This window comes from Pseudarthrobacter sp. NPDC058329 (assembly GCF_042879835.1).
Classification (GTDB): Bacteria; Actinomycetota; Actinomycetes; order Actinomycetales; family Micrococcaceae; genus Arthrobacter.
Genome location: NZ_JBHVZR010000001.1, coordinates 60,750 through 76,647 on the forward strand (window position 1 = coordinate 60,750; position 15,898 = coordinate 76,647).

Here is a 15,898-nt window from a genome sequence, read left to right on the forward strand (position 1 = left end):
ATGGGGCCATGACCCGAATCGCAATCATCGGCGGCCACGGCAAAGTGGCCCTGCACCTGTCCAGACTGCTCGCCGAAGAAGGCCACAGCGTCACCTCGTTCATCCGCAACCCGGACCATGTCCCCGACGTCGCGCAAACGGGCGCAACGCCGTCGGTCCTGGACGTTGAAAACTCGACGACGGCGGAACTCGCCGCGGCGCTGCAGGGTCACAACGCCGTGGTCTGGTCAGCCGGCGCGGGCGGCGGAAACCCGGCCCGCACGTACGCTGTGGACAGGGACGCCGCGATCCGTTCCATGGACGCCGCAGCGCAGGCAGGCGTGAACCGCTACGTGATGGTGTCCTACCTGGGGGCCCGCAAGGACCACGGCGTGCCGGAAAGCAACGGCTTCTTCGCGTACGCCGAGGCCAAGGCCGCCGCTGATGGTTACCTTCGCGGTACCGGCCTCGCGTGGACCGTCCTGGGGCCGGGAACCCTGACGGACAAGCCCGGTAACGGCTTGGTTCGGGTGGACCCCGAACCGGGGGAGGGGGACCGGGGAACGTCGCGCAGCAACACTGCCATCGTGGCAGCTGCAGTGCTGGACCTGCCCGGGACGGCCGGCCATACCATCGAATTCTGCGACGGTTCGCTGCCGGTTGCCGCAGCGCTGGAGTCGTTCAGCTGACAGCCGGGGCAAGTTCCAGGTCCAGGGAGTTCTTCTCCACGTAGTCCAGGGCGGCGCGCACGGCGCCGACCGTGACGATCGAGTCGCCGAGTGGCGATACCGCCACGCGCGGCGGCGTGGCGGTGAAGTCCGTCAGCTTCCGGGCGATCGGTTCCAACAGTACGCCGGCGGAGTTGGCTACGGCACCGCCAATGACCACAAGTTCCGGGTTGAGCATCGTTGCCACCGCACCAATGACCCTGGCCATCCTGTCGGCCAGACGGTCCAGGATCTTCAGGGCAACGGCATCCCCGCCCGCCGCGGCGGCGAAGACGTGCTGGGCTTCCACGCCGCCATCCTGCAGGTGGGTGCGAAGGGATGTCCTGGCTTTGCCGGCGAGGGCCTCGGCGGCCCAGGTCCTGGCCAGGCTTGCGATGCCGAAGGTGTCACCCACGCCTTGGACTTGTTCGAGGAACGCCAGCTCGCCGGCGCCGCCCCGGCTGCCGTGCAGCAGCCGCCCGCCGTCGAGCATCCCCGCACCCAGGCGTTCGCTGGCAAGGATCACGACGACGTCCTCGACTCCCGCGGCGGCGCCCCTCCAGCGGTCCCCAAGGGCAGCAAGGTTGGCGTCGTTTTCCAGCAGCACTGTCCAGCCGCGCCGGTCGCGCAGCGCCGACTTCAGTCCGACGTCGAACAGGCCCCAGAAGTGCTGGGCCGCCAGCACGTCGCCGTATCGGTCAACGGGAGCCGCGATTCCGGCGGACACCGCAAGGACGGACTGGGGGGAGGCGCCTGCACTGTTCAGGGCCGTCACGGCCGCGCGGTCAATGACGGCGACGCGCTCCTCGGCGGAAATCTCCACCTCCGCGAACGGCAGGCTGGACCGGCCAAGGGCATTCCCGCGGAGGTCCGCCACCACCACCGTCGCCTTGGAGATGCCCACATCCATCCCCAGCACCACCCCGGCCCGTTCGTTCAGCTCGAAGCGCCTGGCAGGGCGGCCCTTCTGGTACCCGCCAAAAGCCCGCTGGTTTTCCAGCTCCCGGATCCAGCCCCGTCCCTTGAGGTCTTCACACACGGAGATGGCCGTGGCACGCGTCAGTCCCGTCGCCTCCATGACCTCGGTGACCGTCACGTCGCCGGAGGAGCGCATGAACTCCAGGACTGAACCCGCGCTGACCCTGCGCAGCAGCTGGGGAGTTGCGGGGGCAGTCTCAGACATGCTGTTGACCTTTCCATGGATCGCGCCAGATAATGATCGGGCAACTAAATTTAGAAACAATATAAATGTTAGTCGACAAGAAGCAAAGGATCACCCCTTGTCCACCACCGCCACACTGGCCACCCTTTCCGTTTCCGACCGCCTGGCCGATCCAAACTGGTGGCGCCAGGCCTCTGTGTACCAGATCTACCCGCGGAGCTTTGCGGACTCCAACGGCGATGGCATCGGTGACCTGAAGGGCATCACCTCCAAAGTCCCGTACCTGAAGTCGCTGGGAATCGACGCCGTATGGCTGAGCCCGTTCTACCCGTCGGCGCTGGCAGACGGCGGCTACGACGTGGATGACTACCGTGACGTCGACCCCAAACTGGGAACGCTGGCCGACTTCGACGAGATGGCCCACGCCCTGCACGGGGCCGGTATCAAGCTGATCGCGGACATCGTCCCGAACCACTCATCGGACCGGCACGAATGGTTCAAGGAAGCGCTCGCCTCGCCCAAGGGATCACCTGCCCGTGACCGCTACATTTTCCGTGACGGCAAGGGCCCCAACGGCGAGTTCCCGCCGTCGGACTGGGATTCCGTTTTCGGCGGTCCGGCCTGGGAGCGCATCACCGAGCCGGACGGCACCCCCGGCCAGTGGTACATGCACATCTTCGCCAAGGAACAGCCGGACCTGAACTGGTCCAACCGGGAAATCCGCGAGGACTTCCTCAAAACCCTGCGCTTCTGGTCCGACCGGGGCGTGGACGGCTTCCGCGTGGACGTGGCGCATGCGCTCACCAAGGACCTCACCGAGCCACTGCTGTCCAAGCTGGAACTGAGCGCGGCCAACACCGGCGTTGACGGATTCGACGACGGTACCCACCCCTTCTGGGACCGCGACGAAGTCCACGAGATCTACGCCGAATGGCGCGAGGTGTTCAACGAGTACAACCCGCCCCGCACCGCCGTCGCCGAAGCGTGGGTCCACGCGACGCGACGCGCCCGCTACGCCAGCCCGGAGGGGCTCGGCCAGGCCTTCAACTTCGACCTGCTGCAGGCTGATTTCGACGGCGCCGAGTACCGCGAAATCATCACCCGGAACCTCGGCGAAGCCGCCGCTACCGGCGCCTCCTCCACGTGGGTCTTTTCCAACCACGACGTGGTCCGCCACGCCACCCGCTACGGCCTACCCCAGGTATCCAAGGGCAAGGAGCACACCAAGGGCCAGGACGGCAAGGACTGGCTGCTCGCCGGTGCCCCTGCGGAGGAGCTGGACGTGGAGCTTGGTGAACGCCGTGCCCGTGCCGCAACGCTGCTGATGCTCGCCGTTCCCGGCTCCGCGTACCTGTACCAGGGCGAGGAACTTGGACTGCAGGAAGTTGGCGACATTCCCGAGTCCGAGCGGCAGGACCCGTCCTTCTTCCGCAACAAGGGCGTGGAAATCGGCCGCGACGGCTGCCGCGTTCCCTTGCCTTGGAAGGTGGAGGGAACCTCCTTCGGCTTCGGCGACGGCGGCGCACACCTGCCCCAGCCGGACTGGTTCAGCAAGTACGCCGTGCAGGCGCAGGACGGCACCCAGGGCTCCACGTTGGAGCTTTACCGCGCCGCCCTGAAGCTCCGCCGCGAACTGCAGACCGATGAGGAGCTGGAGTGGGTGGAAACCGGTACGGCTGACATCCTGCACTTCCGCCGTCCCAACGGCTGGCAGTCCGTGACCAACTTCGGGGACACCGCCGTGGACCTTCCGGCAGGCACGGTCCTGGTGAGCAGCGCCCCCCTCGAGGACGGAAAGCTGCCCGCCAACACCACCGCGTGGCTTCGGTGATCCCCGCGCGCCGGTCCCCGAGCCCGGGGGCGGCCGGCCTGATGCAGGAGCTGGGCTGATGCAGGAACTGATATATGGCTGTATGGGGCTGGGCGGCAGCTGGTCAGACGAGCCGCACGCCGGCGAGCACGTGGACGAGGCCGCTGCGGCCGTCGAGGCCGCGCTGGACGCAGGGATCACGCTTTTTGACCACGCGGACATCTACCGCAGCGGCAAATCCGAGGCGGTCTTCGGCGAGGTGCTGGCTGCCACGCCAGGGCTCCGGGACCGCATCCGGCTGCAGACCAAGTGCGGCATCAGGCTGAACGAGCGCGGGCTGCAGACGCACTACGACCTCAGCGGCGAGGCCATCCTCGGGCGGGTCAACGAAAGCCTGAAGCGGTTGCGGACGGACTACGTGGACATCCTCCTGCTGCACCGCCCGGACCCTCTGGCGGATCCTGCGGAGGTGGCCGCCGCCGTCGGCCAGCTGATGGCGGAAGGCAAGGTCCGGCAACTGGGTGTGTCCAACATGTCCGGGGCGCAGATCGAGGCGCTGCAGGACCGGCTGGAGACTCCGGTGGTGGCGAACCAGCTGGAGATGAGCCTGCTGAAGCGGGCGTGGCTGGAAAGCCAGGTGCTGGTGAACCATGCCGAGCACCTGGACTACAGCTTCCCGCACGGCACCCTGGAGTACTGCACGCGCCACAACATCACCCTGCAGGCCTACGGCTCCCTGGCCCGCGGCCTCTACACGGGCGCGGAACAGGACAGCCCCACGTCTGCCGAAGCCGCCACCGCGGACCTGGTCGCGGAACTGGCAGCAAGGTATGGAAGCGCGGGGGAGGCCGTCCTGCTGGGGTGGCTCATGAAGCACCCTGCAGGCATCGCGCCGGTGATCGGAACGGTCAACCCCGGCCGGATCCGCGCGTGCGCTGACGCTGCCCGCGTGGCCCGGGCGATGGACCGCGCCGAGTGGTACCGGCTTTGGGTGGCGGCGCGGGGCAGCAATATCCCCTGACCAACCCAAACCAGGTAGCGGCAAGTGTCCTTGTGGGGCCGCCCAACGGCACTTGCCGCTACCTGCATCCGCGCGGGCTCCCGTCATAACCCGTTTAGTTCGTATTGAACCTCACACGGGGACCCTTTTCAGAGGCATCGCGGTGGCCGGGCGGATACGGTAGATACATGACGTCTACCATCGCCACCGAGACCGTAAGGCCGGAACGCAATATCCCAGCAGAAATCGCGCGCTCATGGCTCCTTGTGAATGCCATGAAGACTGAGCTTTTTGACCAGTCGGCCGTGTCCCGCGCGGATTCGATCATCCTGGACATTGAAGATGCGGTGGACCCCTCGCAGAAGGACCAGGCCCGGAGCAACGTGGTGGACTGGCTGACCGGCGGCGGCAAGGCCTGGGTCCGCATTAATGACGCCACCAGTCGCTTCTGGGCGGACGACCTCGCCGGCCTCCGCGGCACCCCCGGCCTGCTCGGCGTGATGCTCGCCAAGACCGAATCCGCGGACCAGGTCACCGAGAGCTTCCACCGCATGGACGGCAAGACCCCCGTCATCCCGCTGGTGGAATCCGCCGTCGGCATCGAGGAAGCCAACCAGATCGCCAAGGCGCAGGGCGCGTTCCGGCTGGCCTTCGGCTCCGGTGATTTCCGCCGCGACACCGGTATGGCCGCCACCGCCGAGGCCATGGCCTACCCGCGCGCCAAACTGGTCGTGGCCAGCCGCGTCGGCAACCTGCCGGGCCCCATCGACGGCCCAACCGTCGGCACCAGCCACCCCATCCTGCGCGAGCAGACCGGGATTACCGTGATGATGGGCATGACCGGCAAACTGTGCCTCGCCATCGACCAGACCCCCGTCATCAACGAGGTCATCAGCCCCACGCCGTCCGACGTCGCCTGGGCCACCGACTTCATGAATGACTTCGAAGCCAACGGCCGCGTCATCCGTGACGGTTCCGACCTGCCCCGCCTGGGCCGCGCCGAGAAGATCATGAAGCTCGCGGTAGCCTTTGGGGTGCAGCCCGCGCTGTAGCACCCGCACGTTTCACTTCAGGAGACCCCGTGACCGATACCCGATATCTGGTCCACGGGGTCTTTTGGCCTGCGACGCCGGCGGCCCGCCCCGTGCTGCGGCTGCAGGCGTCGGATGGCACCTTCCGGGAGGCAGCGCTCGACGGCGGCATCCGGCTGGGTTTTCGGCTCGCCGCCGAGGGGAAGTCATGCCTTGGCCACCACCTCGTGCACGGCCCCGCCCGCCGCGACCACGTCCTGTGCGCCGGGCGGTCACCGGCGGACCGCGGGAACCAGTGCGGACGGTGCTTTGTGGCGGACGACTTCCGGCTGATGCACGACTTCCACCGGGGCGGCCGTGTGCCGCCCGGGCTGCGCAGCTACCTGATGCAGCCGCACTGGCTTTACGTGGCCACCTTCGCCAACGGGGTGAGCAAGGTAGGCACGGCGGCGGATCTTCGAAAGTGGCAGCGGCTCGCCGAACAGGGCGCCGTGGCGGCAAGCTACGTTGCCCGCGCGGCGGACGGTCGGGTAGTGCGCGTCCTCGAGGATCTGGTAACGCGCGACGGCGGGCTTCCGCAGCAGGTGCGGTCTGCCGCAAAGGCCGCCGCCCTGGCCGCCCCGGCTTCCGCAGGCCGGCTCACCGCCCATAACGCGGCCCTCGCAGCCACCGCGCGCCGGGTCATTTCAGCGTCAGGCGAAGACGGTTTCGAGGTGGTGGACGAAGGCTGGAACAGGCCTGCACTGGCGGAACGGCTGTGCTCCGCCACCGCCCGGCACTCCTACCCGCACGCGCTGGATTCGGGTCAGCACGGGTTCACCATCCGGTCCGTCTGCGGCAGCTTTGTGCTCGCGGCCCTCGATGACGCCGGCCTGGAGTTCGTCGTGGACCTTGGCCGGCTCAAGGGCCGCACCATCGAACTTGGCACCTACAGCTCAGAGGTTCCCGCCGTCCAGGAAGCGCTGTTCTGAGTCGGCGTGCACACGGGGCGGCCCTTACGCGGAGGCACCCCGGTAGACTGGCAGGGTGCTGAACGAATTCTGGGCCACCGCGCCCACCCGCTACAAGGTCCTGGTCTTCAGCGCGATGGGACTGATCGCCGTCGGCATCATCCTGAACCTGGTGGGGAACACCAGCGGCAACTCCGCCCTCGCGACCGCGTCCCTGCCGCTCATCGGGCTGGGCCTCGTCCTGCATATCGCCGGGATCGTGGTCCGCGGCCAAAGCATCCGCAAGAATCTCCGCCGGTAACCTTTCGGGCCGCTCCGGAGCCGGACGATAGGCTTGAGCCCATGACTATCAATCCGGACCTGCAGGGCCGAAGCTACCCTGCCGCAGAGGTGTACGACGTCGGCCGCGAGAAAATCCGCGAGTTCGCCCGCGCCGTCAAAGCAACCCACCCTGCGCACTTCGACGTCGAGGCTGCCAAGGCCCTTGGGCACACGGACCTCGTTGCACCTCCGACGTTCGCCATCATCATCGCCCAGCGCGCCGACGCCCAGCTAATCGAGGATCCGGACGCCGGTATCGACTTCTCGCGCGTGGTCCACGCCGACCAGCGCTTCATCCACCACCGGGCCATCCTCGCCGGCGACCGCCTGGTGGCGGAACTCCACGTGGACGGCGTCAGGGCCATGGGCGGCGGAGCCATGATCACCACACGTTCGGAAATTTTCGCTCTCGGTTCTGACGATTCCAGGGAACCGGTCACCACCACCACGTCATCCATCCTGGTCCGCGGAGAGGGACAGTAACCATGAGCCCCACCTTCAACGAACTCACCGCCGGCCAGGAAATCGGCTCCCGCACCATCGAGGTCACCCGCACGGACCTGGTCAAGTACGCCGGCGCCTCCGGCGACTTCAACCCCATCCACTGGAACGAAGCCTTCGCCACCGGCGTGGAACTGCCCGGCGTCATCGCGCACGGCATGTTCACCATGGGCTCTGCCGTGCAGCTGGTCACCGACTGGGCAGGCGACCCGGCCGCCGTTGTGGACTTCCAGACCCGCTTCACCAAGCCAGTCCTGGTCACCGACACCACCGGCACCGCTGAGCCCGGCGCCACCATCGAGGTCAGCGGCACCATTGGAAAGCTCGACGCCGATGCCGGCACCGCCCGTGTTGACCTCACCGTAGTTTTCGCCGGGCAAAAAGTCCTGATGAAAGCCCAGGCAGTCGTCCGGCTCAGCTGAGCACGGAAGCGGACCCACTTTCTTCGATAGTGTTGTCTGGTGACTTCCACCCTGCTTTCCCAGCTGACCACGGCCGCCGTCGGAGGCCCAGCGGGCTCCTTCATCGAGGCCCGCACCGAGGCTGAAATCATTGACGCCGTCCGCGCCGCGGACGCAGCCGGTGAGCCGCTGCTGATCATCAGCGGCGGCTCCAACCTGCTGATTTCCGACGACGGGTTCCCCGGCACAGTGGTTAAGATCGCCTCAGAGGGCTTCACCGTCAACGCAGAGGACTCCTGCGGCGGCGTGGCCCTGGTGGTGCAGGCCGGCCACAACTGGGACAAGCTGGTGGATCACGCGGTCCTGCACGCCTGGTCCGGGGTCGAGGCCCTTGCAGGCATCCCGGGCTCCACCGGGGCAACTCCGGTGCAGAACGTCGGCGCCTACGGTTCGGACGTTTCGCAGACCATCGCCGCGGTTCGGACCTGGGACCGCCAGCAGAACGCCGTAAAAACGTTCACCAACTCGGAGCTGAACTTCGGTTACCGGGACTCCATCCTTAAACAGACCACCGTCAACGGCTCGCCCCGCTATGTGGTGCTGACGGTTGAATTCCAGCTGCCGATCGGGCGGATGAGTGCTCCCATCCGGTACGCAGAGCTTGCCCGCACATTGGGAGTGGAGCAGGGGAAGCGCGCCTACTCCACGGACGTCCGCCGGGAAGTACTGCGCTTGCGGGCGTCCAAGGGCATGGTGCTGGACCCTACGGACCGCGACACCTACTCCACCGGTTCATTCTTCACCAACCCCATTGTCCCGGCCGACGTCGCTGCGGCGCTTCCCGAGGGGGCGCCCCGCTACCCTGCCGGCCAGGACGGCCTGGTGAAGCTCTCGGCCGCATGGCTGATCGACCAGGCGGGCTTTGCCAAAGGCTTCGGCCTGGAGCCGGGCAGTGTCAGCGGCGGCCGGGCGTCCCTGTCCACCAAGCACACCCTGGCCATCACTAACCGCGGCTCAGCCAAGGCGGCAGACGTGGTGGCGGTGGCCCGAGAGGTGAGTGCCGGCGTCGAACGCCGCTTTGGCATCCAACTGCACCCGGAGCCGCTGCTTATCGGCCTCGAACTGTAGCCAGCGCCTCAGCAGGATCTCTGTTCAGGGCCTCACCCGCTGCGGCGTTGCCCAGGCCCATCATGGCCGAAGCCCAGCCCGCGCTGGCCAGGTAGAGCCCCATAAACAGCCAGACGAGCAGGCCCGGTGCCAGCGGGTTGGCGATGCCAGCCACCACGCAGGTCACAAGGCCCCCGGCGGCGATGCCGAGGGACAGGACCCAGAGCACCTTCCCTGCCCGCGCGTGCCGGTGCCAGTTCCGGAAGAGATGCATGCCGTTCCGGTTCACGCTGATGCCGGGAAAGAGCACCGCGTAGCCGCCGCCCAGACTTAAAGCGAGGGACGGAAGGAGCAGCAGGGGATCCGACCGTCCGTTCTCCAGGAATGCGGACCAGGAGACCAGCCCCTGGCCTGTTCCCGCAAGGACTGACACTGTCCCCGCAGCCATCCACCGCTTCGTTTTTGCATCAAGCAACTGCCACAAACTCCCCAAAGTCATGCTTCTACCCTAACCGGCCATGTTGACGGGCCGGGCCCGACCATAGGATGGGGCCATGGCTGCAAAGATGCGGAACCGCCTTGACCGCCGGACCCTTGGCAGGCTGCGGCTGGCGTCGCAACGGCTGGTGCCGTATCCGGCCGCGCCGCGGGGGTTGGGTCCGGATGTCGACGGCTCCGTGGCCGGGACGGTCCGATGGATGACGGCGATGCAGGCCCAGGACCTGCAGGCCGCCCTGTGGGCCGTGGGCTCGAGGGCGCCGGGTTCGGGCCTGGCGGACGTCCGGTCCGCCCTGGATTCGGGTGCTGTAGTGCGGTCGTGGCCGATGCGGGGTACCTTGCATCTTGTCGCGCCGGAGGACCTGCACTGGATGCTGGACCTCACCGCGGAGCGGCTCACGAAGAGCATCGCGTCCCGGCACCGCGAACTGGGCATCACATGGCCGGACATAGAGAAGTCCCGCGACCTCGCCCTGGAACGGGTTGCCGGCGGTGGGGCGGTCAGCCGCGCGGAGCTTTTCCAGGTTTTCGACGCCGCCGGTCAGGCGACCCAGGGCCAGCGGGGCATCCACATCCTGGGGACGTTGTGCAGGCACGGGTGGCTCGTGCAGGGGCCGCTGGCCGGGAACCAGCAGCTGCTTGTGGACTTTCAGAGCTGGATCCCGGTGTCGCGGCGGCCCGCCCGGGAGGAAGCGGTTGCGGAGTTCCTGTTGCGCTACTTCCGGAGCCACGGCCCGGCGACCATCCGGGACTTCGCCTGGTGGACGCAGCTTCCGCTGACGGATGTCCGTGCGGCTTTCGAGGACGTCAAAGACCAGTTGGTGGAACTGGAATTCGGCGGGACCAGCTATTGGATGTCCGCGGAGACGGCGTCACTGCTCGACGACCGTGTCCCCGGCCAGCGGTCCGTCCTCCTGCTGCCCGGCTTCGACGAATTTGTGCTTGGCTACACGGACCGGAGCCTGGTCCTGAAACCGGAGTACTTCAACAGGATCGTTCCCGGGGGCAACGGCGTCTTCAAGAAGACCGTGGTGGCCGGGGGAGAGGTGATCGGCACGTGGGCGCGGGAAGGCTCAGGGGCGCGTGCCGCCGTCGTACCCGACCTCTTTGACGGGACCAAGCCCCTCGGGGCCACGGCCCGGGCCGCCTTCGCCCGTGCCGCCCGGCGGTACCAGGCGTTCCTAGGCGCCTGACCTCTGACGCTCTCTCATTTACCGCGGCCTTTCGACTGACGCTCTCTCATTTACCGCGGCCTTTCGACTAACGCTCACTTATGGCGGGCGCAGATGCCTAAAAGCAAAAGCGGCCCTGCCCCGCATGACCGGTGCTGGGCAGCAGCGGTCATGCGCGGCAGGGCCGCTCTTGAGCAGCGGGTGGCTACAGGTTCCCGGTGGCGATGTTGAGCATGCGGCGCAGCGGCTCGGCGGCGCCCCAGAGGAGCTGGTCGCCCACGGTGAAGGCGCTGATGTACTGCGGGCCCATCTCGAGCTTGCGGATGCGGCCCACCGGGATGTCCAGGGTGCCCGACGCCGCCACGGGGGTCAGCTCGGCCATGGACGCTTCCTTGGTGTTGGGAACCACCTTGGCCCACTCGTTGTCCCCGTCCAGCAGCTTCTCGATCTCGGCCACGGACAGGTCCTCGCGAAGCTTGAGGGTGAGCGCCTGCGAGTGGGAGCGCATCGCACCGATCCGGATACAGAGGCCGTCCATGATCACGTGGTCCTGCTCGGAGGTGCCGAGGATTTTGTTGGTTTCAACCCCGGCCTTCCACTCTTCCTTGGACTGCCCGTTGCCCAGGTCCGCGTCGATCCAGGGAATCAGGGAGCCGGCCAGCGGGACGCCGAACTGGGTGGCGTCGATGTCCGTGCGCTGGTGCGCCAGGACCTTGCGGTCGATGTCCAGGATGGCCGACGCCGGGTCGTTCAGTTCCGTGCCAACCTCTGCGTTGAGCGTGCCGAACTGGCTGAGGAGCTCGCGCATGTGCCGGGCGCCGCCGCCGGAGGCCGCCTGGTAAGTCATGGAGGTGCCCCACTCGACCAGGTTGTTTTTGAACAACCCGCCGAGGCCCATGAGCATGCAGGACACGGTGCAATTGCCGCCGATGAAGTCCTTGGTCCCGTTGACCAGGCCCTTGTCGATGACGTCGCGGTTGATGGGATCCAGAACGATGATGGAATCGTCATTCATGCGCAAGGTGGAGGCGGCGTCGATCCAGAGGCCGTCCCAGCCGCGGCTGCGCAGCTCGCCGTGGACCTGCTTGGTGTAGTCGCCGCCCTGGGCGGTGACGATAATGGGCAGCTTGGCCAGCGTGTCGACGTCGAACGCGTTTTCAAGCTTGCCGGCGCCCGCAGCGAAGGAAGGCGAGGCACCTCCCGCGTTGGAGGTAGAGAAGAACACCGGGTTGATGTTGGCGAAGTCGCCCTCGTCCTGCATGCGCTGCATCAGGACGGAACCGACCATGCCGCGCCATCCGACCAGGCCGACGGAAGGGGTAGCTGCTGTAGTCATTCGTACAGTTTAGACTTCGGAACCGGCACAGCGCAGTCGGTTACGTCACTGCGGGCAGTCAGCTTCCTGCCTACCGCAGGAGGGCGGGTGGCTGCAGGGCGGTGGGAAGCTACCAGTCAGTCCTGCTTGAACGGCGTGTTGGGGGCTGAAGAGTTTTTCCGGCCGCTTTGCGGAGGCGTGCCGCCTTGCGTTCCTTCAGGTAGTAGGCCCAGGAGGTGGGCACCACAAAAAGTACGATCGCACAGCTGATGGTAAATTCCACCCAGTTGGTGACTCCTTCGCCGCTCAGGAGCACGATCATGCCACCCACAACTCCGGCGGAGAACAGTGAAATCAGGATGGCAAGGAAGAGCAGGCCGCCTGCCGAAGTAATCGGCTTAATGGCACTGCCGGTGGAGCCCTTATAGACGCCGTATTCCTCAACCGTGAGTCCCTGCTTCGCGGCTTCCAGTTCTATCTGGCGCTTGTAATAGCCTTTGCGCCGGGACGGCCGGCCCGGTTCCGGTGTCTCGTTGCTCATCGGGTTCCCCCTCTGGTCATCCGGATGCGAGCCAGCAGTCCGGCGGTGTCCAGGCCGGTTGTTTCCTCGACGTCCGTTGTGGGATCGAGCACTTTTGCAACCGCCCAGCCGGCACCGTCAGGACGTATCAGGAGGTGGTCTTCGCTGTCCATTGTCTTGGAACGGATGAACGCAGAGCCCTCGGGGTGGTTTCGGATGTGTTCCTCGATGATGAAGAGTTCGGCGTCCGCTCCTTCAACGTTGGGGTCCTGGGCGAACATGAACCACGTGCTGAGGGTTCTCGGCTGCAGCAGCAGGGAGACCTGGTCGGACTCCACGTGCACCACAGTGTCCGTTTTTTCACCATCAACCAGACTGATTTCAGTCCACAGACTGGCTTTGGACAAGGCGTACGCGGCGGGCACTGCCGGCCCTTCGAGTTCAAGGTCGTCGTCAACGCGGGCAAAGCCCCTCCCCAGGAGCGAGGATCCTCCGGCGATGCAGATCGGATCGGACGAGGCTTCCTCTTCCAAGCGCAGTACCTGAGCGGATTTCCTTGCCGCGTCGGTGTCGAACCTTCTGATCAGGTAGGCGATTTCGGCGAAGCCGAAGCCCACCGCCGTGTCGCGCGATTCGGTGGACTCGATGCTGGTTGTCAAGAGGTTACCCTTCAATTGTTCTAGCCGAAGCCGAGGAAGTTGGCGGCGCCTTTGCCGAGGTCGGCCAGATTCTTGCCAGTGTCTTCAACGAATTTCCCAGGATCCTTCACGGCTCTGGTCACAGAATCCGCGACGTTGCTGGCTGCCCCGTTCACGAATTCCTTGACCGCAGGGATCTCATAGATCGTGATCGCCGCGCTGGCTGCGGTACAGACTATTCCGACCGGCGGCGGAAGGAAACACGCGACGCCGAGGGCGGCCTTGGCGCTTGACCAGGCAAAATCACCGGTTTTGCCCTCCGCCAGATACCTGGCAGCGTCAAATGCGTTCAATCCGACGCCCGCCCAACCAAGGCCACGGCCAAGACCGCCCTTCCCGAGGCCTTCCAGGACCGGGCCCTGGCCTTTGAACAGCCACTCGCTTTCCTTGAAAACTCCGCCGAACTGGTTGAGGGCCGGGACGTATTTGTGGAGATTCTTGAGCCCGAGAAGATCTGTGCCTGAATCCAACAAGTTATAGGTGACGCTATTGGCCGGGAGCTTGGCCCAACGGGCAGCATCAGTGAAGTTGTCCATGCCCTTGGAAGCCATCGTGGACAGACCAAAGACATTCTTGGGCAGATCCAGGGCTGCTTTCCCTACTCCCCGGAAGCCCCAGACGTCCCTGAACGGCGAGCCCTTTGCCAGCCAGTCGGGGCCCCATGGATTCTCCTTCGAACCGGGTCCGGACCCGCCAGGAAAGGGACCGATGCCGGATCCAGGGGCTCCGTTGCTAGCCTTCTCCTGCTCATCGGCGTTCGCCAGCAGCCTTGTGGACTCCTGCTTGAGCGCGGAAGCCGTCTGCTGAATGAATGCCCGGTGGGTGCCGTTCCAGTCGGCGCGGAACGAGGCGGCGTCCTGGCCTTTCCACGAAGGGTTGTTGTTGATTTGGTTGCTCAGCAGTGCTGACTGCTGGATCAAGGTGTCGGAAGCTTTGCCGAACTGCTTCGCCAGCGTCCGGAGCCCAGCGACGTCGGCGCCCCACAAATTTCCTGCCACAACGCACCTTCCCCCAAATGTCTCTGCAGCACATGTTCGCCTGCCCGCCCAACTCTAATAGCGGAACCGCGGGCGCCGCGATGGGGTGGCCTCCCCATGCCCCCGTCGTCAGTTGAACAGGCTAGCCCCGGTCGGTTTCCTCCAGCACGGCGGCCTTCCGGGCACGCAGGGCAAAGAACGCGCCAAAGGCAAACGCCTGCGTCACCACCACCAGCACGATGGCCCCGGCGATCTTGTTGCCGCCCAGGATCATGGTGAACCCCACAATGGCGGACAGGAGCGCCAGCAGCGGGAGCAGCATGTAGCCCAGCACAAAGAGGGTTTCCGGTTTCTTCAACATTTCTAGCCCTCAGTCCTTGACCACTTGGTGAATCTATAACGTGTGCCGTTGGCAGCCGTCATCCAGCCGTCCGGCGGGACGGAGGCGGCAGCTTCCCAACTGGTGCCAAGCTCGGGGGCGAAAGTGTCGCCGTCGGCATCAACGTCGATGGTGGTGACCACCGCGACGTTGGCGAGCTCGGTGGACTGGCGGAAAATCTCGCCGCCGCCCAGGATCCAGACGGTTTCCCCGCCGTCGACGAACTGGGACTCAAGCAACGCGTCATCAAGGGAAGGAACCACGACGGCGCCCTCCGCCTCGTGTGTCCCGGCCCAGCTTTTCTGCCGGGTGATCACAATGTTGGTGCGGCCCGGCAGGGGGCGGTACTTCTCGGGAAAGGACAACCAGGTTTTGCGTCCCATCACCACGGGGTGGCCCATGGTCAGCCGGGTGAAGTGCTTCAGGTCCTCGGGCAGGTTCCAGGGCATATCGCCGTCCTTGCCAATGACGCCGTCCGGGGTCTGCGCCCACACCAGGCCCACACCGGTGACCGACGCCGCCAGCTCTTCCGTGAAGGACTGCGGATCTGTGAAATTCTCCGTGCTCATACGGCGATCGGAGCCTTGATCGTGGGGTGGTGCTGGTAGCCCACCACTTCAAAATCCTCCAGCGTGTAGTCGAAGATCGAGGATGGCTTCCGGATGATCTTCAGCTGCGGGTACTCGTACGGTTCCCGGTCCAGCTGCTTGAGGACCTGGTCCATGTGGTTCTCGTAAATGTGCACGTCGCCGCCGGTCCAGACGAACTCGCCCGGCTCCAGTCCCACCTGCTGGGCCACCATGCAGGTGAGCAGGGCGTACGAGGCGATGTTGAAGGGGACACCCAGGAACATGTCCGCGGAGCGCTGGTACAGCTGGCAGGAGAGTTTGCCGTCCGCCACGTAGAACTGGAAAAAAGCGTGACACGGCGGTAGGGCCATGTCGTGCAGTTCGGAGACATTCCACGCCGAGACGATGTGCCGGCGGGAGTCCGGGTTGGACTTGAGGTTCTCGATGAGTTCGGCGACCTGGTCGATGTGGCCGCCGTCGGGGGTGGGCCAGCTGCGCCACTGGACGCCATAGACGGGTCCCAGGTCACCGTCCGCGTCGGCCCACTCGTTCCAGATGGTGACGCCCTGGTCCTGCATCCACTTCACATTGGTTTCGCCGCGCAGGAACCACAGGAGCTCAACTGCCACGGACTTGAAATGGACGCGCTTGGTGGTGATCAGCGGGAAGCTTTTCGTCAGGTCAAAGCGCATTTGGCGGCCGAAAACGCTGGTGGTTCCGGTCCCGGTACGGTCGGATTTGTGCGTGCCGGACGCCAGGACATCACGAAGGAGGTCTTCATAAGGAGTTGGAATGCTCACG

At 65.9% G+C, this 15,898-nt stretch carries 19 protein-coding genes; 10 read left to right on the top strand and 9 right to left on the bottom strand.

Going from position 1 to position 15,898, the window contains the following annotated elements; translation table 11 throughout:
• Positions 1-8: 8 nt before the first annotated feature.
• Complete coding sequence (locus ACFVYC_RS00295; protein WP_387545367.1) at positions 9-668, top strand: SDR family oxidoreductase; 660 nt, start codon at positions 9-11, stop codon at positions 666-668.
• On the opposite strand, the gene ACFVYC_RS00300 is transcribed toward ACFVYC_RS00295, so the two are convergent.
• Positions 661-1,869, bottom strand: coding sequence for an ROK family protein (locus tag ACFVYC_RS00300; protein WP_387545369.1), 1,209 nt, complete (start codon positions 1,867-1,869; stop codon positions 661-663). The two genes, ACFVYC_RS00295 and ACFVYC_RS00300, sit on opposite strands and share 8 nt — an antisense overlap.
• A gap of 97 nt (positions 1,870-1,966) precedes the next feature.
• On the opposite strand from ACFVYC_RS00300, the gene ACFVYC_RS00305 reads away from it, so the two are divergent.
• The 8 genes from ACFVYC_RS00305 to ACFVYC_RS00340 all read left to right on the top strand — a co-directional run bounded on the left by ACFVYC_RS00305 (position 1,967) and on the right by ACFVYC_RS00340 (position 8,990).
• Positions 1,967-3,679 (top strand): glycoside hydrolase family 13 protein, encoded by a 1,713-nt coding sequence (locus ACFVYC_RS00305; RefSeq protein WP_387545372.1) that lies wholly within the window; start codon positions 1,967-1,969, stop codon positions 3,677-3,679.
• Positions 3,680-3,737: 58 nt separating this feature from the next.
• Positions 3,738-4,679 carry an aldo/keto reductase family oxidoreductase gene (locus tag ACFVYC_RS00310; RefSeq protein ID WP_387545373.1) on the top strand — a complete coding sequence of 314 codons (942 nt, stop codon included), beginning with the start codon at positions 3,738-3,740 and terminating at the stop codon, positions 4,677-4,679.
• A gap of 167 nt (positions 4,680-4,846) precedes the next feature.
• Entirely contained in the window at positions 4,847-5,710 is an 864-nt protein-coding gene (locus ACFVYC_RS00315) for an HpcH/HpaI aldolase/citrate lyase family protein (protein ID WP_387545375.1), read from the top strand.
• A 29-nt stretch (positions 5,711-5,739) separates the two neighbouring features.
• On the top strand, positions 5,740-6,660 hold the full coding sequence (locus ACFVYC_RS00320) for a DUF2797 domain-containing protein (RefSeq protein WP_387545376.1): 921 nt from the start codon (positions 5,740-5,742) through the stop codon (positions 6,658-6,660).
• A 55-nt stretch (positions 6,661-6,715) separates the two neighbouring features.
• Positions 6,716-6,940 (top strand): DUF3188 domain-containing protein, encoded by a 225-nt coding sequence (locus ACFVYC_RS00325; RefSeq protein ID WP_387545379.1) that lies wholly within the window; start codon positions 6,716-6,718, stop codon positions 6,938-6,940.
• A 41-nt stretch (positions 6,941-6,981) separates the two neighbouring features.
• Positions 6,982-7,443: a MaoC family dehydratase N-terminal domain-containing protein gene (locus tag ACFVYC_RS00330; RefSeq protein WP_387545381.1), complete on the top strand. Its 462-nt coding sequence runs from the start codon at positions 6,982-6,984 to the stop codon at positions 7,441-7,443.
• Between the two features lie 2 nt (positions 7,444-7,445).
• Positions 7,446-7,883 (top strand): MaoC family dehydratase, encoded by a 438-nt coding sequence (locus tag ACFVYC_RS00335; protein WP_387545383.1) that lies wholly within the window; start codon positions 7,446-7,448, stop codon positions 7,881-7,883.
• A 39-nt stretch (positions 7,884-7,922) separates the two neighbouring features.
• Positions 7,923-8,990, top strand: a complete 1,068-nt coding sequence (locus ACFVYC_RS00340) for a UDP-N-acetylmuramate dehydrogenase (protein WP_387545384.1) — start codon at positions 7,923-7,925, stop codon at positions 8,988-8,990.
• Here the strand turns inward: ACFVYC_RS00340 and ACFVYC_RS00345 are convergent.
• Positions 8,971-9,468, bottom strand: coding sequence for a hypothetical protein (locus ACFVYC_RS00345; protein WP_387545386.1), 498 nt, complete (start codon positions 9,466-9,468; stop codon positions 8,971-8,973). The genes ACFVYC_RS00340 and ACFVYC_RS00345 overlap by 20 nt on opposite strands.
• Before the next feature lie 55 nt (positions 9,469-9,523).
• Here ACFVYC_RS00345 and ACFVYC_RS00350 point away from each other — a divergent pair, with 55 nt between their 5' ends.
• On the top strand, positions 9,524-10,660 hold the full coding sequence (locus ACFVYC_RS00350; RefSeq protein WP_387545389.1) for a winged helix DNA-binding domain-containing protein: 1,137 nt from the start codon (positions 9,524-9,526) through the stop codon (positions 10,658-10,660).
• Between the two features lie 184 nt (positions 10,661-10,844).
• Here the strand turns inward: ACFVYC_RS00350 and asd are convergent, their stop codons facing one another.
• From asd to ACFVYC_RS00385, 7 genes are all read right to left on the bottom strand, one after another.
• The gene (asd, locus tag ACFVYC_RS00355; protein ID WP_387545391.1) at positions 10,845-11,975 is read right to left on the bottom strand and encodes an aspartate-semialdehyde dehydrogenase; all 1,131 of its coding nucleotides are present in this window, start codon (positions 11,973-11,975) and stop codon (positions 10,845-10,847) included.
• A gap of 109 nt (positions 11,976-12,084) precedes the next feature.
• The gene (locus ACFVYC_RS00360) at positions 12,085-12,495 is read right to left on the bottom strand and encodes a hypothetical protein (RefSeq protein WP_387545392.1); all 411 of its coding nucleotides are present in this window, start codon (positions 12,493-12,495) and stop codon (positions 12,085-12,087) included.
• The gene (locus ACFVYC_RS00365) at positions 12,492-13,133 is read right to left on the bottom strand and encodes a hypothetical protein (RefSeq protein WP_387545395.1); all 642 of its coding nucleotides are present in this window, start codon (positions 13,131-13,133) and stop codon (positions 12,492-12,494) included. The genes ACFVYC_RS00360 and ACFVYC_RS00365 overlap by 4 nt, the downstream gene beginning before the upstream one ends.
• Before the next feature lie 20 nt (positions 13,134-13,153).
• A complete protein-coding gene (locus tag ACFVYC_RS00370) occupies positions 13,154-14,170 on the bottom strand; it encodes a WXG100 family type VII secretion target (protein ID WP_387545397.1) in 1,017 nt (338 codons plus the stop codon).
• Between the two features lie 121 nt (positions 14,171-14,291).
• Positions 14,292-14,510: an NF038396 family protein gene (locus tag ACFVYC_RS00375; protein ID WP_387545400.1), complete on the bottom strand. Its 219-nt coding sequence runs from the start codon at positions 14,508-14,510 to the stop codon at positions 14,292-14,294.
• Between the two features lie 2 nt (positions 14,511-14,512).
• Positions 14,513-15,097, bottom strand: a complete 585-nt coding sequence (locus ACFVYC_RS00380; RefSeq protein WP_387545402.1) for a dihydrofolate reductase — start codon at positions 15,095-15,097, stop codon at positions 14,513-14,515.
• Positions 15,094-15,897, bottom strand: coding sequence for a thymidylate synthase (locus ACFVYC_RS00385; protein WP_387545405.1), 804 nt, complete (start codon positions 15,895-15,897; stop codon positions 15,094-15,096). Before ACFVYC_RS00385 ends, ACFVYC_RS00380 begins: the two co-directional genes overlap by 4 nt.
• Position 15,898 lies beyond the last annotated feature (1 nt).